This is a genomic window from Paenibacillus sp. LS1, assembly GCF_026013365.1.
Lineage (GTDB): Bacteria > Bacillota > Bacilli > Paenibacillales > Paenibacillaceae > Paenibacillus.
In genome coordinates, this window is record NZ_JAPDOE010000007.1 from 129,914 (window position 1) to 146,834 (window position 16,921).

Consider the following 16,921-nt stretch of genomic DNA (forward strand, 5'->3'; position numbering starts at 1 on the left):
GGCTCTACCAAGCCTTTAAGATAACCGAGAATACAGTCCGTTGATATGGCACACTATGTAAATGAATACTTCCACCCATCCGCTCCACTAGCCGCTTCGTGATCGTCAGACCAAGGCCACTGCCCTGATAGAGTCGATTGCGGGAATCCTCCAGGGTATACATGCGTTCGAACACACGACTATGCTCACTTTCAGGAATCCCCTTTCCTTGATCCCAGATTTGTAGCGTCACAGGTCCATCTGTCGAATGTTCGAGCGATAGCCCCAGTACTTTACCTTCTGCTCCATATTTCATCCCATTGGTAATGAGATTATCCAGCACACGGTCCAGAGCTTCTTCATTCGCTTGCACGAAGATATCCCCGTCAGGTATCTCCAGCTCCACATGTAATCCGAGATTGGTCAACATTTCATAAAAGGAGAGCATCTTCAGCCGACTTAATTCACTTATATTAACTCGACTAAGCACCAGCTCCGTGTCTCCAGATTCCAGCTTCGCCAGATCGAAAAAGGAATGGATCAAATGCAAAACTTCCTGCGCCTTATCTTGTATTTTCTCCGTCATTACTTTCCGTTCCTGATCGGTCAATGATGGACTGTGCAGCAAGGTCTCACTATAACCCAGCACAACTGTGAGCGGTGTTTTCAGATCATGCGAAATGTTGGAGAGCATGTTACGCATCTCCTTCTCCTGGTTCGCATAACCGGCCTTCGCGCGGTGCGCATGGTCCAGCAGCTGGTTCATGTCTTTCAGAAGCTGGCTAACTTGATCATCACTATTGAATACGAGCAACCGCTCAAAGGTACCTTGATCCAAGATAGTGGATATTTTCTGATGAATATAAGACAGGTGTTGGTTGCGCTCCCGCAATCTCATCCACAATCCAATGACCACAATGGCTAGAATACCTGTTGTAATGGCAAAAATCAGTGTCATGCCTGCTCCGCCTCCAGCTTATATCCGATGCCCCAGAGTGTCTTGATATACTGGGGAGCCGAAGGGTCCACCTCTAGTTTTTCTCTCAGGCGACGCATATGCACGTTAATGATATTTTCATCTCCATAATAATGATCATTCCAGACTGAAGCGTAGATTTGGGCCTTGGTGAATACTTTACCAGGATGGGTAACCAATAGCTTCAGAATGCCAAATTCCTTGGACGTCAGCTTGACGGGTGTACCTTCACGTTCCACCTCGTATGTCTCCATGTCGACCACAAGCCCTCCGAGGTAAATACGCTGATCTTTAACCACTTCAGCCACAGGCTGAGCGATATAATTGGCGCGGCGAATGGCAGCTTTAATGCGAGCAGTCAACTCAATTAATGAGAAGGGTTTGCTCAGATAATCGTCAGCGCCGAAGCCAAGCCCCAGTGCTTTGTCCACTTCCCCATCCTTCGCAGACAAAATGAGCACAGGCACCAAACTGACTGCCCGAATGGTTTGCAACACATCCATCCCACTCTTGTGAGGCAGCATTAGGTCCAGAATAACCAGGTCATACCCCGGTTGTGACTGGCTGAACTGACGTTCTGCCTCTAAGCCGTCATATGCATACGTGACGTCATAGCCCTCTTTTTCCAAATAAGGTCCGACCATCTCACTGATTGAACGATCATCTTCCACAAGCAACAAGCGGTGACTTGACACGAGTTCCCCTCCAACATGAACATTTTTTCCTTTATTACCTCACAGTTTGTTTGAATTGGCAATGACATACGAAAAAACCTGACAGGATCACCACTTTGACATCAAGTGTGTTTCCTGCCAGGTCTATGAGAGTCTATAGATGAAGGTTTGTGCGTCTAATCTCTATATCCGTTCTCGCTGTGTATCCAGCACAGTCCAATGGTTCCTGCGCCTGCATGGATACTTACTACAGGGATGAATGGCATGATTTCGGTCTTTAATTTAGGGAGCAGACTGGCAATCTGCTTCTTGATCGTGACGGCTTCTTCCTGATTGTTCGCATGCATAATGCACACATGCTTTACTTTCTCCACATCCAGCTTGAGCATATCCAGCATGCGCTCTTTCGTCCGCTTGAACGTGCGAATCTTCTCATTCACAACCACTTTGCCCTCTTCGAATCGAAGCAACAGATGGATCTTGAGCAGTTGACTGATGATCAGCTGTGTGCCCGACACCCGGCCACTGCGGTGAAGATGCTGGAGACTGGCCGGTATGAGGTAAAAGGACATGTTATCAATCATCTGTTCAATATTTACTTTGATCTCGGCAGCCGAACATCCCTGCTTCTGCCATTCCAGTCCTTGCATAATCATCTCACGGTGAGGGTAGGCACCTGCCTTTGAATCAATTGCGGTCACCGTCACTCCTGCAATCTCTGCAGCCTGCATAGACGTATGCAGCGTTCCGCTAAGCGCAGTAGAGCAATGAATCGTAATAATCTCATCGTACTTGTCTTTGAGCGACTCATACAGTTCAATGAACTCGCCAATGGGCGGCTGCGAACTGCTCGCACGTGAAGCCTCCGCAAGTTTCTCATAGAACATTTCAGATGTAATGTCATCGGTTTCCCGGTAACATTCTTCTCCAAATACGATGCGCAGCGGTACGATGTAGATATGATTCTGCTCCGCAAAAACGGGATCCAGTGTACTGGTACTATCGGTGACCCATGCAATTTTCTTCATGACATCCTTCTCTCTTGCCGGATTGTTCGTTCTGTATCCTCAATCGTCAGGCACAGGCCCGGCGGTTTATTTAAAATTTGAATATTTCACATTGTAAACGTTTGCGATACTACCTCTCAATTATAAAGGAACGGACAGACCGTTGTCTTGTGGCGCAATCATGAACAACCCTGTTAATTCCATTTTTAGCTAAAAAAATGTCTTGCCTGTGAAGGAATAAATTGGTATGCTGTTGTCCTTCTCTCTTTTTTCGCCTTGACTGAAGTGAACGGAAAAGCCGTTCAATCCACTTATCGGAGGTGTCACATGCTTTATTTCACTCTGGCTTCCAAAGCCTACTCCCGGAATCTGCAATACCGCGGGGCACACATGGTCCATAACTTGGCAAGCGCCATGTTCGGTTACATGTACGCCTGCCTCTGGATCGGCATCGGGGCCGATCACACGCTCGGAGAATACGGGACACAGGGGATGATCAGTTACATTGCGTTCACGCAATCCTCTCTCTGGATCTCGGGTTTTCTCACGAATGGATTAGGTATTCCCCTATCCGTCAGGACAGGGCAGATCGCACTGGATCTGATGAGGCCTGTTCACCTGTTCACCCACCTTATGGCACGCGAATGGGGGCAAATTGCCTACCAGTTCGTGTACAAAAGTATTCCGATCTACCTGCTCTTCTCCATTGTCTTTTCCCTGGATTGGCCCTCAGACGTTTCAACGTTGTTCTATGCCGCACTTGGTCTTGCCGGCGCCGCATACTTGTCCATCTGCATGAACTACATCATTGGTGCTACGTCGATGTGGACCACGGAATCTTCCTGGCTTCACTGGGGCAATCACGCCATGATGAATCTGCTGGCTGGTTTCTTCATTCCGCTAGAATGGTTGCCGGACTGGCTGGAACAACTGGCCTGGCTATCACCCTACCCTTTCCTGCTCTATGTACCTACCCGAATCTACCTTGGTTTCGAAGATGGCTCCTTGCTATGGGGAACCTTGCTTTGGTGTGTCTTCATGACGTTGATCTGTCTTGCGATCACTCAAGTGTTACGTCGTAAAGTGGAGGTGCAGGGCGGATGAAGCAAACTTCCTGGTTCAATTTATATAAAATGCTCATTCAAACAAGCATCCGCAGCCGGATGCAATACAAGTTCAATTTTATCATGGCGTCCGTACTGGCCGCTTTAATACAGATCTCCGAGTTTCTGATGGTTGCTCTGGTGCTGCACAAATTCGGAGCCATTAAAGGCTGGTCCCTGCATGAAATTGGTTATCTCTTCTCCATCATGACGTTATCCAAAACACTGTACCGCACATTCGGCAACGAGGTTCATCATCTGGAAAAATACTTGGTAGGCGGTGAGCTTGATCAACTGTTAACCCGTCCCATGCCCGTATTGCTGGCACTGCTACCGCAGAACTTTCGCATCATGGCTGGGGAAGTCTTGCAAGGTGGGTTCATTCTCTGTTGGTCTCTGGCAGGCATGATGCACAGCGGACAGATCGGCTGGACTGCCATTCCTTTCTCCCTGTTCATCATCCTGACGGGGGCAGTCATTCTCTTTTCCATTGGACTCGCTACCGCCACACTCGGATTCTGGACCACACGCATTGAGGAGCTACAGACGATCACGGAAGATGCAGCACGAACGGCTGCCCAATATCCGCTAACGTTATATCCCAAATGGATGTCTGGCATTCTGCTAACGGTGATTCCAGTGGGCTTCGTCAACTACATTCCGTCACTCTACCTGTTACGGGGTGAAGGTGGAGCTTGGGTTCTTGTAGCTGTTGCGGCAGTTGCCATACTGAGCTTGGCTGCAAGTCTGCGTTTCTGGCAATTCGGAATGACCAAATATCAAAGTACAGGTAGCTAAGGAGGCGAAACGAATCATGAACATGATCACAGCACGGCATCTGCAAAAGGAATTCAAAACTCCTGTTATTCGCGAAGGACGTTTCTCCGGGTTACGTACGTTATTTTCACGTGAATATGTGTCCAAGGAAGCGGTACGCGATATCAGTTTTGATATCGGCCCAGGGGAATTTGTAGGCTACATCGGTCCGAACGGGGCTGGTAAGTCTACCACGATCAAAATGCTGACAGGTATCCTCCACCCGACCTCGGGTGAGGTACGGCTTGGCGGTATGAACCCGCATCAGGACAGGCGCAGGACCGTTGGTCGACTGGGCGTTGTGTTCGGACAGCGAAGCCAGCTCTGGTGGGATCTGCCCGTGAAAGATTCATATGATATTCTGGCCGAGATGTACGGCGTCCGTGCCGAGGACAAAAAGAGACGGCTGTCCCAGTTCGCCGAGCTGCTGGACCTTGAATCGTTCTGGGCCACGCCTGTCCGGAAGCTCTCGCTTGGACAACGCATGCGTGCAGATCTCGCAGCTTCCATGCTGCATGATCCGGAACTGCTTTTTCTCGATGAACCGACGATTGGACTGGATGTAAACGCAAAGCGGAACATTCGCCAATTTCTACGTACATTAAATGAAACGTTTGGCAAAACGATTTTGCTGACCACACATGACATGGACGACATTGAGCAGTTATGCAGCCGGGTCATGGTGATTAACCATGGTCAACTGACATATGACGGCACGATCTCATCGCTTCGCGAAACCATCGGACTGCCTACGTTGATTCGGGTAACGTTCCGGGGCGCGTTTCACATCCCAGATGTTGTGTCGTCTGCGATACAGATTACAGGAGTGGAAGGACAGATCGTCACCACCCAAGTGAACCGTAAGGAATGGAGCACAATGGACATTCTCAAACAGTTGGAACATTGGGGTGAGATTGAAGATGTAGAGATGAAAGAACCTGATTTTGAAGATATCATTCATCGGGTGTACTAGTCGGCCCATTTTGTGATGAAATTGGATGAAGACCTGTTCTTCTGCCGTTACATGAAAGAGGGACATGACGTACTGTAATAGCGGAGGTGAAGCGTCATGCTTGTGACCAAACATGTACTGGCAGCATCCAGCGCACACGCTACTCCCTATTACATCGTACGTGGCATGATGCCGGGACCGGTGATGTTCATTACATCCGGGGTTCACGGGAATGAAACAGCGAGTATGGCCGCTGCACAAAAGCTCGCAGATGATTGTGCGACGGGTCGCCCTGTCATTCAGCGAGGGCTGCTGATTATCGTGCCACGGGTGAACCAGCAAGCCTACGCAAAGAAAATCAGAGGCAAGCCAGATCTAAATCGTACGTTTCCACGTCGTATGTCGGGTAAGGCCAAGCATTCATTGGCTGCAGCGGTTTTTCAGCTGGCGCGTGAACATCGGGCCGACTGGTGGCTCGATCTGCATGAAGCCAACGGCCTATCGCAGCTTAGTTCGCGAGTGCTCGGACAAACGCTGATTACCAATCCCGGCAGTCGGACGATTCCGGCCTGCAGGAGAGTTATCGAACGGATGAACCGGTCGATTGCGATGCGTGATCGTCATTTTAACCTCAAGCAGCATGAATTACCAGGATCTGCTCGTACAGCAGCTTCAAGAATATTGCAAGCCCGCTCTGTTACGGTTGAGACCTGCTGGAGTCTGAAACGCGCGACACGTATCAAGTATCAGACGGAGATTGTGCACCATTTTCTACGTGAAGCGGGCATGTCTTGATTGAGATCATGAAGATACAAATAAAAGAAACCTCCAAGCAGAGAACGCCCGAAGTACATCCTCAGTTGCTCTCTGCTTGGAGGTATTAAAATTTTGTTCCTCGTTTCCCATTACTTTGGACCATTTCTGCATTTATCTCTGCATCATTGATTCTAGTATTTGTTTACCAATAGGGTCCAGCGGCATGAGTGGATAAAGCTCTTTTTTAGTTATAAACTTGAATATCACATCCAGATACTCATCCATAATAGAGGCTGATGCAAAACAATAATTGGACAATAATACGACGCCTATCCCCTGTTCCTTATGTATAGCCAATCGCTTGTTTTCTCCTAAACAGGAAAAGAGCCGTGATTACGGCTCTTTCTGTGTCACCCTGAACGACTGAATATAGTTGTGGATATCATCTTCTGGCGTCTTGAGCAATCTGGCCAGATGAATCTGCATCTGTTCCAGGTGATCGATATGCTTCTGAATATCAGCGATTCGGTCAGAGACGAGTGTTTTTAACGTATCACTTTCCATATCTTCCTGGCTGAGCAGTTGCAGGGTCTCTTGTATTTCCTTTAAGGAGTAACCCAGTAGCTGGGCATCCTTAATGAACTTAATTTTGACCAAATAATCCTCAGTATACACCCGGTATCCGTTGGAGGAACGACGGGGAGCAGGCAGAATTCCACTATCCTCATAATAACGGAGGGTTGCCATACTCACACCGGTACGCTTGGCCAACGTTCCTCTTGTCATGGTTTCCATGCCTACTCCTCCACCCTTCTGCGGATTTATTGTGTTTGTTCGTTGCGTATCTTGGTATACGTAGTATCATAGGTAGCCTCGGGGAATTTCGTCGAAGACTCTTGCAGCAACGGCTGCTCTTCCCCTTTGAGGTAACGGTCAAAGAATGCCAGCGCATAGGATCTTGTTATATCCACATTATGTTCTGGCGTCATGCCTCTGGCAAACATTTTCGGTGAAATTAACGAAATATCCGTAAAGCTCTGATGGAAGAAATTCTCCACCGTCAGATAATAGGTATCATTCAGACTGCTCGTCATCACTCGATCCAGATCCGGCTCAAACTCGGGGTAAAACACTTTATCTTTGGACGAAGCATTCGGATCAAAGCTTTTGGCCGTTCCACCCGACATGATATACATAAACGGCTGTTTCAGGGCTGTCGTAGAGACTTTTCCCCAGAATCCGCCTTCCAGGCTAAGTCCTGCTTGAAACCGTTCATCCTGCGCCAGTGCTTCCGCTGTCGTTGCCCCACCATAAGAGTGTCCCATGATGCCCACATGATCCAGATCAAGCTTGCCCTCGAGCAATTGATTCGGGTCATGTGAATTCCACTGGGTAAGCGTATCAAGCACAAAACTTGCATCAGCTGCACGGATACCTATGCCTTGTACATTATATTGATACAATTCCTCTGACGTTGCAAAATCTGGATCGGCTTCATAGGAGGCTATACGTCCATCGGGAAATGTAACCCGTGCTGACGTATACGGATGATCTATCCCCACCACAATGTAACCGTGGCTTACCAACTCCTCAATCATTGTCATACTCTGAAAACGGGCTGAGCGGATACCCGGCGAGAATAGCAGTACCGGATACTTGCTCTGGACGGCGGACATCTCAGCTCCTTGTACCACATGTGTTGGAATGGTATCCAGATAACTGAACACCTGAGACGGAATGCCGAACACCAGACTAATCGCTTCGCCCAGTTCACTCGGGTAATGCTCCAGTGGCAGCCCTTGAGCGGCCTCCTGATCTAATGGGTACCACACATTAATCATAAGTTCACGCTTGTCTCCTTCCTCAGGTGTTTTGGTCTCTTCACGAGATTCATCCACCAGGTGTTGAGAAAACGTGCCAATCGCAAATGTGCCGGTAGGTTCAGGCATCGTAAAGGCAGGTAACAGCCAGGTCAGTATGAATGAACCTGCACTGAAAGCCAGAACCAGAATCGATGCCAGCGTCATCTTAATCCATGAACGACGGTTGGGTTGCTGCACGCTTTGAACATAACGGCCACTGCGGTATGATTTCATGAGTTGAATGATTAACGTTATGAATAATACAAGTGTAACGATATAGGTTGGTATCATCTGCAGCCGAAATGAATTGATTACGCCATGCAGAAGCACTGCCAGAACCAGAGCTGAAAGTATACCCACTGTCATTGCTCGGCGCTTCGGAAACACCAGCATGGATACCGTTGCAGCTACGCTTACCAATACTAGAATCCATTCTAAAATTCTCATTATTCAGCCTCCAATATTCTTGATAAAAAAAGAATAAACCTTGAAGTATACTTCAAGGTCAAGGCTGAATATATGAACGAAAAATGGATGAAGCAAGACAAATGAAACACACGGTAAATATACCCTACATTCAGCCCGAATGCACTTATACGGTATATTCATCGGGTGACCACAAATGACTACTCTACGGTTACCTTTGTTCGAGGCATTGTATGCATCGCTCCTGAGGTCACATGCGCCTGAACGACGTACACTCCGGGTTCCTGAAACGCATGCTTCACTTCATATATACCATCGCCTATAGATACAGCCTTCGTCGCTCCCCGAGATTCAAGCTCTTCGGCACTCATCATTCCTTGATCAAATGAAGGTGCTTCGGGTTCATCCTGTTCATTCCATACCTGAAACTGTACATGATCCGCATCATTTACAGGCTGTTCTCCCTGTGTCAGTTTGATCTGCAAGGCAACCTCTTCATTCACTTTCGCCTTATCCGGCATCATGAGTTTCACCCGGATCATCTCCGGCATCTCCCCAGAAGCAGATTGCTCCTCATAGGAGCAGCCAGCGACCAAAAGGATTAGCACCAGGAAGGGCATGAACCAACGAGCTTGTCCGCTCATCACCATCTATCCTTTCTTATCAAGAAGATTTTGGTGTTTTACCGATGCCCCACAGCATCACGATGATGATAATAAATGCAATTAGTGCCAGTAGCGGAATGGTAATGAAACCAAACCAGTTCAAATAGTCGGTATAACATGGAACCTTACCGCATGCCACGGCATTACCTGTAGCCGAAAAAATACGCTGGATCGTTACATGATATAACGAAATGCCGCCACCGACGAAACTAAGTGGAAGTACATATTTCGTGATGCCCACGTCATCCTTAAAGTAGGCAATGCCCAGCAAGATCGTTAGTGGATACATGAATATACGCTGGTACCAGCACAGATCACATGGAAGAAAGCCCTTGATTTCACTGAAATAGAGACTGCCCCCTGTTGCAATAACGGAAACGGCCCAAGCAACAAATAAGCGGGTATCCACATTTTTCGCTGGGCGCTCCGATTTTGATGATGTACTCATTCCTCTGTCCCCCTTTTCATTTTGCTTATACCAAATTATCATACCTCATTCTAGACTCCATCGGCTATTCAAGCTGTTATGTAGGTCATTACTCGATGATTATACCAAATATTTGAAACTTTTGGGTGAATACAAAAAAGCTGCCGTATGGGGCAGCTCTTTTGCTTGATTCATATGCAACACTTTGTATTACATGGATTTAGTCAGTGTAATGGAGCCATCTTTTTGGGCCCATTTCACGTCCCAGTTCAGAAGTTCAGCAATGAAACGCAGGGGTACTTGCGTACGTCCATCTTTGTTTACAAATACAGTTGAACCCACGTTTTTCTTCACACCATTCACTTCCATAACGTTGTTGTTCACCCAGAATTCAAGGGTATCATCGCCAGCCATTACCGTTACTTGTTGTGCTTTTTTGTCCCATTTCACTGTCGCGCCAATACCTTCACTCAGGAAACGCAATGGAATGTATGTTGTGTTTTTCCAAAGTACTGGTGTTGTGTCCATGTTGGTTGTTTTGTCGTTAATTTTCAGCATTTTGCTGTTCAATTGCATCCAAACCGTTGTCATCTCTGGCGCTGGTGCAGGTGTTGTTGGCTCTTGGAATTTGTCATTGAATTGAGTCACGATGGCGTTACCAAGAGCTTGACCTACACCGAACATCACTTTGAAGCCTTCGCGATTCGTTGTGTAAGAAGCATCATAGTTACCTGCCGCATATTGATTCAATACATTTTGTACTTGATTTTCATGCGTTGTCAGTGCTTGTTGTCCTGCTGCTTTTGGCAGATTGCCAGCTGTTGCAGAATCCAGGAATGTAGCGAACTCTGTTGTGAATCCAGCAATACGTTTCTCTACTGCTGCACGAGCGGTAGCATCGTTGTTTTTAACGGCTTTTACATAATCGCTTTGCGCATTAACATGGTTCGTTACCCAAATTTTTTCGAAAGCATTGGCACCATCGTTACCGTAAACGGAAGCAATCGCTGCTTTGAAGTCAGCTGTGTTTCCAGCTTCAGCTTTAACCAGTGCGTTGGAGGCTGCTGTGCGTCCATCGAACTCCTCTTGCATTTGCAGAGCCGAAAGCGCAAAGTGCTCGGAAGCCAAGTGGTTGAGTGCAGATCTCAGATCAGCTGCTTTTGTATCCGCTTTGGTATTTTCGAATTTCTCAGGCATTTGTGTAGTAATGGCCGTGGAGAGCGCCTTACTTACGTCGAACATTTCTTTGAAACCTTCACGGTAAGCCTTGTATGCATCAGCATAATCTCCAGCTACATACTCATCGAATACTTTTTGCACGAGATCTTCATGTACTTGCAGAGCCTGTTTGGCTGCTGCTTTTGGCAACTTGCCTTCGGTAGCTGTGCTCAGGAATGTGGAGAATTCATCCACGAAACCGTTGATGTTTGCCTGTGCTTGTTTGATCCCAGCCTGGTTGCCCATTTTGGTTGCTTTCACCAGATCATCTGTGTATTTATTATGAGCGCGGAAGATACGTTCGAATTCTTTGGCACCAGCGTCACCGTATAGGGAGGCGATTGCCGGTTGCATATCCAGTGCATTTTGGTCGAGTGCTTTGTAAGCTGCGTCTGCGTCTTTTGCTCCATCATAGGCTTTCGCCATTGCGGTTACTGCGAGTGCAAAGTGCTCGGACAACAGATGATCCAGGTTCGCTCTCAGGTCAGCTGCAGGTGTGTTCACGGATGCTTTCATCATGGTCATCGGTGTCTGTGGCGCGGAAGCAGCTCCAGCGATACCCGGCATCAACAGTGTCAAGCTAAGTACAGGTGCGATAAACTTCTTCATTTTCATTTTCATTACGTGTTCACTCCTCGATTATGTTTTGTGTATAATTTCTTTCCTCGTCGTCGTCTTCATAGGGTGTAACGCAGGGTTCTCTATTCTGGATCACTCTGTGGGCAAAAAAAATCGCAGCTTTCAGTGAAGAAAGCCGCGAATGCCTTTGATATCAAGGATTTTTCGGATTAAAAAAATATAAAATTGCAGTGATCTTTCCTATCCGAGACGATATACCTTCTGTAAGATAGGCACTTCATTTCCCTTTATTTCTCAATTAAAGCTTACATCAAAGGTTAACTTGAAGTACAATGAAGAGAATCATATTATTCGTGAAGGAGGTCCATTCATGACCTGGTTGCCTTATATTTTAATTGTGGGTATCGCCTTATTTGGAGGTGTTGCTACCATGATCATCGGAAATTCGAAAGCCAATCAGACCAGTAATCCCGAATATGATCGCCGCACAAAGCAAAACCTCAGTAAACTTTCCTATGTATACGTCGGTGCGATTGTACTTGGTTTTGGCGGACTAATCCTCTATCTTTTTAACTAAAATGTTTCGATTCGGCAAAGAATACATTCCAACAGGCTGAGCAACTTCAAGTTTCGTTCTACATTTTCCATGTACATGCACATGTTTACAAGTTGGAGATAATTCAGAATTATTCTGGATATGTTCGGGGTTTAATATAAAGCCATAAGGGACAGCGAGCCCATTAAACAAACCAAACCCCAACTTGAAGGAGAGATATATGATGAAAAAAAACATGAAGAAATCCGTAGCAACGATGATGGTACTAGGCATGACATTAACAGGAGCAACGGGCGTATTTGCCGGAACGCAACTGGAGAAAATCTCTGCATACCTTAACCATGGAATCACCTTTAATGTCGATGGAGCGGCTTACTCACCAACCGATGGCAATGGAAATAAACTTGCGCCAATTACCTATAACAACTCCACTTATCTGCCCGTACGAGCGCTTGCTGATGCACTGCACGTACCTGTATCCTATGATGGCAAAAAAGGACAGGTCATTATCGGCCAAGCGACAAGCAATCCTTCAGCCTTGACGAATGTAACGTATAGCGCAGCACAGAAAGAGGCGATTCAAAAGGCTTTTGCACAATTCGATGGTTTCGAGACCGCTTATGCACCTCAGCAGATGATCGCAGGTGACATGTTCAAAAGTGTAGGTGCGGGTGGCGATGGCGTCAGCTTTGTTTTCAACCATATGAAAGTGGATGTGTCTCCAAGAGATTATTCGGACGGCTATACAAGCAAAGACGTGAAACTGTCCAATGGCGTGATCGCCAAATGGTACACACCAGATCAAACGGGCATGCTCACATTCCAACTGGATGATCGTTTCGTTACCCTTAGCTCGCCGGATCATAAGCTGAGCCAAGCTCAGCTGCAACAAGTCGCTGTCTCTGTTCAGAAAGCAAATAGCAACAACGATCAAGGTATCACTGCATTCGCAGATGTGAACTACAGCAAGCAACAATTGGATAACATTCGCAAAGCATTTGCGAAGTTTGACGGGTTCACAACAGCCTATGCCCCACAACATATGGTTGCTGGAGATACGTTCCAAAGCGTAGGTGCTGGCGGTGATGGTGTAAACTTTGTTTTCAATCATATGAATGTAACGGTATCCCCTAAAGACTACTCGTTCAGCTATGATGGCAAAACAGTTAAACTGCCTAATGGCGTATCAGCCAAATGGTATACACCAGACCAAACAGATATGCTCACATTCAAGCTGGATGATCGTTATGTAACCATCAGCTCACCGAATAACCAATTGACTCACACTCAACTGGAGCAAATGGCAGTGTCCGTACAAAAAGTGAAATAAACAAAAATAAACACACATCATTTCGGTCCCGCTCTATGAGTTGGGGCTGATTTGATGTGTGTTAAATACGCTCAAGCTCTGCTACAAAGACCTTTTCATCATCGTATATGCAACCACAGCTTGATGGAAACTTTTCGTCATAATTACAGTGCCATTTCCGTTAAACGAACAACCCTGCGATACACCATCGCATCCATCAAATCCTCCCAGTCGAGTTCAGTGGCATTAACGTCTCGATAATAGACCGCAGCAGCAGGCAAGAAACCGACCAACGGCCCTGTTCCACCACATATCAGGCTCCCACCGTCTCCGCCTTTGGGCATCACGTCTCCAGCCGAATCTAGTGTAAGCTCATACTTGTAGGGATCACCAGCAAACTTTATCCCAAAGAAATTCGGTAGTTCCAGATCGTATGGAGGATCATCTTCTTTAACCAGTGAAGCGTCTATATCTATCGATCCATCCACAATCTCATCCACGCCTTCCGGACTTCCAAAGTGCCTCAGTCTCATCGTATAGTCGAAGCTGTCCCCCCAGGGAAATAACGTGCGACAACCGCCACCATAGATATACTCCCATTCGTCTTCGGTCAGCAAACCAAAGCCCGCTGCAGCTTCCTCCCTCACAACATCTTCTAATTCTATTCCTTCGTTGAACCACAGAATTCGGACTTCATTCTCACTTTGGCGAATCAGACGGAATTGTTGATGCAATTCATATTCACGTATTTCCGATTGTTTAAACTGCTCCAGTGCTGACGGGAAATCAGGATCTTCCTGCGCGTGTGCTTCCTCCTCGGACACTTCAATCCAGCCAAGCAAGATCAGTTCGCATTCCACGAGCATCGGCGCAATAGTAACTTCTCTCACAGGTGACATCTGACTCGCCAGAAACGAATCCACGTCCTCCACACCATACTCACTGACCGTTTCATGCAGGTCGGTTGAGGTCTCTTGGTTCATACCATGCTGCCAACGATCCCAGCCTAGTGTTACTTGATCCCCAGGGACAAATACAAATCTCAGCCCATCCTCCGTAAATACACCTGTCTCCATCCGCTGACCGAATCGTTCAAATGTCTCGAGACCCTCATATACCATACCTTCCGGTAAATGACGAACAAGCTTACGCATCCATTCTTCTTTGTCCTGAGCGTTCAGCCCCTGCCACACGTTTCGCTGCAATGCTTCCATAACTTCTCCCGCCTTTCCTTATACACTTTCTCTTCTCTGAAATGCTTATTTGTGCGACGCAATCTTACTTGTTTATATTTTTATTTCCCCGCGGCCTGCAACAGTTCCAGCAATAATTCCTTCCGTCTTCCCTCAGCCTTGCGAGCGAGCGTTGATATCTTCTCCACCTTGCCGAAGATCGGAAAAAGTACACGTTCTACTTCATAATGCTCGAGTCCTTGAATCTGTCTAACCAACTGTTCGAGTATTTCCTCATTTTCCAGCTCGGGCTGAATCTTTAGCTTCAGACTATCAGTCGCACGACGCAAGCTGGCGACTAACGCAGGTACAGATTGGGACGTTACACCCTGTTTTTCTACAAATCCAGCAATAAATTTATCCTGAATTAACTGATGCTCATCATCCACTTCACCCATGTAATATTCAACCAGCGGGAAATACCGCTCATCCACGAGCCCCAATCCAAAGGTTGCATAACTGCCCGGCATACAGCTTTTCTCCCCCTCGGTATCTTCGTAAAACTCGAACTCTTGGATAGCTTCACGTGCATACTCTTCTAAGAGTGGGTACAGCTCCGGGTACTCCAGTGCATTAGCAAAGAAACGGTGGGTATCCGACTTCGCGAGTCCTTTGATCGGCAAATACTGCTTAACACTGGACTTGAGCTTGATCTTATAACTTTTCGGAAAGCCCTGCTTCAATAAATGAGTAATAAAGGTAAGTGCCTGCTGATAGGCACTCGCCTCTTCCTTACGAATGTGAATGGTCATCAGAGCAAATACATCATTCGCTTTGCATTCTACTTCTTCCGTCTTCACATGAATATCTTCCTTTGCATACGTCCCGCTACCTTCCGTCATCATGCGTTCTGCACGAGGGCAACCGAGTTGCTTCGCCAGTTCCAGGAAAGTCACACCTTTGGATTTGCTATAACTAGGCTCAAAACGTAGAATCATGACCGCCGCGTATAACAGCAGATCTATTGGTTGAGCCCCGGGTGTTTGTTGCTTTCCGTGCTCGTCCGAATGTTGACCTGCCTGTGTTTCGATGTTCAATTGAAGCGTTGCTTCTGGCTTAAGCGAATATTCGTTGGTACGATAAGCCGAAGACTGTACATCATAATACTGTGGTAAAAACTGATTCTCCGCCCATCCCGTCACCGCACGAGTAATCTCACCACGATGCTCCGCAAGTGCATCCGGACGACCATGGTTCAACTCTTGAATCCGGTCATACTGCCTGATCGTCCATGCCACATCCAACTCTGGGAACAGCTTCGGATCGAGCAGATGACTCGTCAAAAAGAAAGATTCCAGGCGCTTCGTTGGATATGTACCGTGTTCCAGTTTCTTGTCTGCATAGCTATGAATACGTTCAAGGAGTAGCTGTCTTTTCTCTTCATTAATACATTCCAGTAACATCAATTGCAGCCTACCTTCGGTTGTTGGAAATTTCCCACGAAAGGTAAATCGATAGTCAATCAATGGTGTATTAGCCAGCTTGTCCAATCTGCCTTGAACAACCTCTACAAGCTTTGGCCCGATCTCATTACGTACCTGTTCCTCTGTAAAGGCTCCTGCCTGCTTCGATTTCAAACCATCATCCAAACCTAAATCCAGACTGTCTACTGTGGTCCGTCCAGGTCTGTAATCCAGCACAATATCATTGAAGATGCCCATTTGCAGCGTGGTTCGCTTCACAACACTTTCCAGATCATCCCGCTTTTCCTGTTCATCAAACCATTCGTGGATCGTCGTAATCATCTCTTCCATTGCCTGATCATAAAGTGTACTCATCTAATCTCCTACTTTCCCATGCATCTAATGTTCACCAACCACACTTGAACCTCTATGAATCCCGGATCAATCCAAGGCATCTATGTTATAAATACGTATTGATGTTCGTATATTACCTATTATTTTACTCTCTCAAGCTCACCCGGAACAATAAGGCTTACGCACGGTTACTTGCTAGTCAAGGAGATCTACGGATCGCTTTCACATCTATGTATGCTCTCGCTATCATCATCCCCACGTTGTATAATCATTGTATTCCTTTTTAGGAGGTCCGACTAAATGAGCTACAGCAAATACTTTCCCTTGGAAAACTATTTGAATCAGGTTTCAATCACCCTTACATATGCAGAGCTTGAGGAAATCCTCGGATTTACGTTACCCCCTACAGCGTATAATCGCGAACAATGGTGGGTGAATAATTCCAATAATCATACACAGGCACTATCCTGGTTAAATGCCGGATGGAAGGTGGAAAATGTGATTTTAGGAAAAAACGTTACCTTTGTCCGCTGTGAGTCATAATCGATCTGTACGATATAGATTGTTAGTTATAACTCCAAAGGATCTATTTTTCCATAAACGTTAATCGAGACAAAAAAGCAGGGT

18 protein-coding genes are annotated in these 16,921 nt (G+C 46.6%); 7 read left to right on the forward strand and 11 right to left on the reverse strand.

Annotated features, from left to right (window positions below; translation table 11 throughout):
* Positions 1–4 precede the first annotated feature (4 nt).
* The 3 genes from OM416_RS22275 to OM416_RS22285 all read right to left on the reverse strand — a co-directional run bounded on the left by OM416_RS22275 (position 5) and on the right by OM416_RS22285 (position 2,657).
* Positions 5–937: a sensor histidine kinase gene (locus OM416_RS22275; protein ID WP_264933120.1), complete on the reverse strand. Its 933-nt coding sequence runs from the start codon at positions 935–937 to the stop codon at positions 5–7.
* The gene (locus OM416_RS22280) at positions 934–1,599 is read right to left on the reverse strand and encodes a response regulator transcription factor (RefSeq protein ID WP_413775818.1); all 666 of its coding nucleotides are present in this window, start codon (positions 1,597–1,599) and stop codon (positions 934–936) included. Before OM416_RS22280 ends, OM416_RS22275 begins: the two co-directional genes overlap by 4 nt.
* 206 nt (positions 1,600–1,805) lie before the next feature.
* Positions 1,806–2,657 (reverse strand): DegV family protein, encoded by an 852-nt coding sequence (locus tag OM416_RS22285; RefSeq protein ID WP_264933122.1) that lies wholly within the window; start codon positions 2,655–2,657, stop codon positions 1,806–1,808.
* A gap of 306 nt (positions 2,658–2,963) precedes the next feature.
* Here OM416_RS22285 and OM416_RS22290 point away from each other — a divergent pair, with 306 nt between their 5' ends.
* The 4 genes from OM416_RS22290 to OM416_RS22305 all read left to right on the forward strand — a co-directional run bounded on the left by OM416_RS22290 (position 2,964) and on the right by OM416_RS22305 (position 6,302).
* Positions 2,964–3,740, forward strand: a complete 777-nt coding sequence (locus OM416_RS22290; RefSeq protein ID WP_264933124.1) for an ABC transporter permease — start codon at positions 2,964–2,966, stop codon at positions 3,738–3,740.
* Positions 3,737–4,537, forward strand: coding sequence for an ABC transporter permease (locus tag OM416_RS22295; protein ID WP_264933125.1), 801 nt, complete (start codon positions 3,737–3,739; stop codon positions 4,535–4,537). The genes OM416_RS22290 and OM416_RS22295 overlap by 4 nt, the downstream gene beginning before the upstream one ends.
* Before the next feature lie 22 nt (positions 4,538–4,559).
* Positions 4,560–5,528, forward strand: a complete 969-nt coding sequence (locus tag OM416_RS22300; RefSeq protein WP_264933325.1) for an ATP-binding cassette domain-containing protein — start codon at positions 4,560–4,562, stop codon at positions 5,526–5,528.
* A gap of 96 nt (positions 5,529–5,624) precedes the next feature.
* The gene (locus OM416_RS22305; protein WP_264933126.1) at positions 5,625–6,302 is read left to right on the forward strand and encodes a succinylglutamate desuccinylase/aspartoacylase family protein; all 678 of its coding nucleotides are present in this window, start codon (positions 5,625–5,627) and stop codon (positions 6,300–6,302) included.
* A 132-nt stretch (positions 6,303–6,434) separates the two neighbouring features.
* Here OM416_RS22305 and OM416_RS22310 read toward each other — a convergent pair whose 3' ends face one another.
* The 6 genes from OM416_RS22310 to OM416_RS22335 all read right to left on the reverse strand — a co-directional run bounded on the left by OM416_RS22310 (position 6,435) and on the right by OM416_RS22335 (position 11,476).
* Positions 6,435–6,620 (reverse strand): hypothetical protein, encoded by a 186-nt coding sequence (locus tag OM416_RS22310; protein WP_264933128.1) that lies wholly within the window; start codon positions 6,618–6,620, stop codon positions 6,435–6,437.
* A 36-nt stretch (positions 6,621–6,656) separates the two neighbouring features.
* Complete coding sequence (locus OM416_RS22315; RefSeq protein ID WP_076333610.1) at positions 6,657–7,058, reverse strand: MerR family transcriptional regulator; 402 nt, start codon at positions 7,056–7,058, stop codon at positions 6,657–6,659.
* Positions 7,059–7,084: 26 nt separating this feature from the next.
* Complete coding sequence (locus OM416_RS22320) at positions 7,085–8,572, reverse strand: alpha/beta hydrolase family protein (protein ID WP_264933131.1); 1,488 nt, start codon at positions 8,570–8,572, stop codon at positions 7,085–7,087.
* A gap of 179 nt (positions 8,573–8,751) precedes the next feature.
* On the reverse strand, positions 8,752–9,195 hold the full coding sequence (locus OM416_RS22325; RefSeq protein ID WP_169481422.1) for a FixH family protein: 444 nt from the start codon (positions 9,193–9,195) through the stop codon (positions 8,752–8,754).
* Positions 9,196–9,214: 19 nt separating this feature from the next.
* Positions 9,215–9,664, reverse strand: coding sequence for a disulfide oxidoreductase (locus OM416_RS22330; RefSeq protein ID WP_264933133.1), 450 nt, complete (start codon positions 9,662–9,664; stop codon positions 9,215–9,217).
* A 189-nt stretch (positions 9,665–9,853) separates the two neighbouring features.
* On the reverse strand, positions 9,854–11,476 hold the full coding sequence (locus tag OM416_RS22335) for a copper amine oxidase N-terminal domain-containing protein (protein ID WP_264933327.1): 1,623 nt from the start codon (positions 11,474–11,476) through the stop codon (positions 9,854–9,856).
* Between the two features lie 334 nt (positions 11,477–11,810).
* On the opposite strand from OM416_RS22335, the gene OM416_RS22340 reads away from it, so the two are divergent.
* Positions 11,811–12,017, forward strand: a complete 207-nt coding sequence (locus OM416_RS22340) for a hypothetical protein (protein ID WP_264933135.1) — start codon at positions 11,811–11,813, stop codon at positions 12,015–12,017.
* Positions 12,018–12,216: 199 nt separating this feature from the next.
* On the forward strand, positions 12,217–13,326 hold the full coding sequence (locus OM416_RS22345; protein ID WP_264933137.1) for a copper amine oxidase N-terminal domain-containing protein: 1,110 nt from the start codon (positions 12,217–12,219) through the stop codon (positions 13,324–13,326).
* A 143-nt stretch (positions 13,327–13,469) separates the two neighbouring features.
* Here OM416_RS22345 and OM416_RS22350 read toward each other — a convergent pair whose 3' ends face one another.
* Positions 13,470–14,519 (reverse strand): hypothetical protein, encoded by a 1,050-nt coding sequence (locus tag OM416_RS22350; protein WP_264933139.1) that lies wholly within the window; start codon positions 14,517–14,519, stop codon positions 13,470–13,472.
* A gap of 80 nt (positions 14,520–14,599) precedes the next feature.
* Positions 14,600–16,315, reverse strand: a complete 1,716-nt coding sequence (locus OM416_RS22355; protein ID WP_264933141.1) for a DUF6138 family protein — start codon at positions 16,313–16,315, stop codon at positions 14,600–14,602.
* A 279-nt stretch (positions 16,316–16,594) separates the two neighbouring features.
* Here OM416_RS22355 and OM416_RS22360 point away from each other — a divergent pair, with 279 nt between their 5' ends.
* Complete coding sequence (locus OM416_RS22360; RefSeq protein WP_047841627.1) at positions 16,595–16,837, forward strand: hypothetical protein; 243 nt, start codon at positions 16,595–16,597, stop codon at positions 16,835–16,837.
* Positions 16,838–16,921 lie beyond the last annotated feature (84 nt).

Excerpts from the sequence above, each read along its gene's own strand:
- OM416_RS22360 (WP_047841627.1), top strand. The coding sequence starts at position 16,595 with ATGAGCTACAGCAAATACTTTCCCTTGGAAAACTATTTGAATCAGGTT.
- OM416_RS22295 (WP_264933125.1), top strand. The coding sequence starts at position 3,737 with ATGAAGCAAACTTCCTGGTTCAATTTATATAAAATGCTCATTCAAACA.
- OM416_RS22330 (WP_264933133.1), bottom strand. The coding sequence starts at position 9,664 with ATGAGTACATCATCAAAATCGGAGCGCCCAGCGAAAAATGTGGATACC.
- OM416_RS22355 (WP_264933141.1), bottom strand. The coding sequence starts at position 16,315 with ATGAGTACACTTTATGATCAGGCAATGGAAGAGATGATTACGACGATC.
- OM416_RS22320 (WP_264933131.1), bottom strand. The coding sequence starts at position 8,572 with ATGAGAATTTTAGAATGGATTCTAGTATTGGTAAGCGTAGCTGCAACG.
- OM416_RS22325 (WP_169481422.1), bottom strand. The coding sequence starts at position 9,195 with ATGAGCGGACAAGCTCGTTGGTTCATGCCCTTCCTGGTGCTAATCCTT.
- OM416_RS22335 (WP_264933327.1), bottom strand. The coding sequence starts at position 11,476 with ATGAAAATGAAGAAGTTTATCGCACCTGTACTTAGCTTGACACTGTTG.
- OM416_RS22275 (WP_264933120.1), bottom strand. The coding sequence starts at position 937 with ATGACACTGATTTTTGCCATTACAACAGGTATTCTAGCCATTGTGGTC.
- OM416_RS22345 (WP_264933137.1), top strand. The coding sequence starts at position 12,217 with ATGATGAAAAAAAACATGAAGAAATCCGTAGCAACGATGATGGTACTA.
- OM416_RS22290 (WP_264933124.1), top strand. The coding sequence starts at position 2,964 with ATGCTTTATTTCACTCTGGCTTCCAAAGCCTACTCCCGGAATCTGCAA.
- OM416_RS22350 (WP_264933139.1), bottom strand. The coding sequence starts at position 14,519 with ATGGAAGCATTGCAGCGAAACGTGTGGCAGGGGCTGAACGCTCAGGAC.
- OM416_RS22305 (WP_264933126.1), top strand. The coding sequence starts at position 5,625 with ATGCTTGTGACCAAACATGTACTGGCAGCATCCAGCGCACACGCTACT.
- OM416_RS22315 (WP_076333610.1), bottom strand. The coding sequence starts at position 7,058 with ATGGAAACCATGACAAGAGGAACGTTGGCCAAGCGTACCGGTGTGAGT.
- OM416_RS22280 (WP_413775818.1), bottom strand. The coding sequence starts at position 1,599 with ATGGTCGGACCTTATTTGGAAAAAGAGGGCTATGACGTCACGTATGCA.
- OM416_RS22300 (WP_264933325.1), top strand. The coding sequence starts at position 4,560 with ATGATCACAGCACGGCATCTGCAAAAGGAATTCAAAACTCCTGTTATT.
- OM416_RS22340 (WP_264933135.1), top strand. The coding sequence starts at position 11,811 with ATGACCTGGTTGCCTTATATTTTAATTGTGGGTATCGCCTTATTTGGA.
- OM416_RS22285 (WP_264933122.1), bottom strand. The coding sequence starts at position 2,657 with ATGAAGAAAATTGCATGGGTCACCGATAGTACCAGTACACTGGATCCC.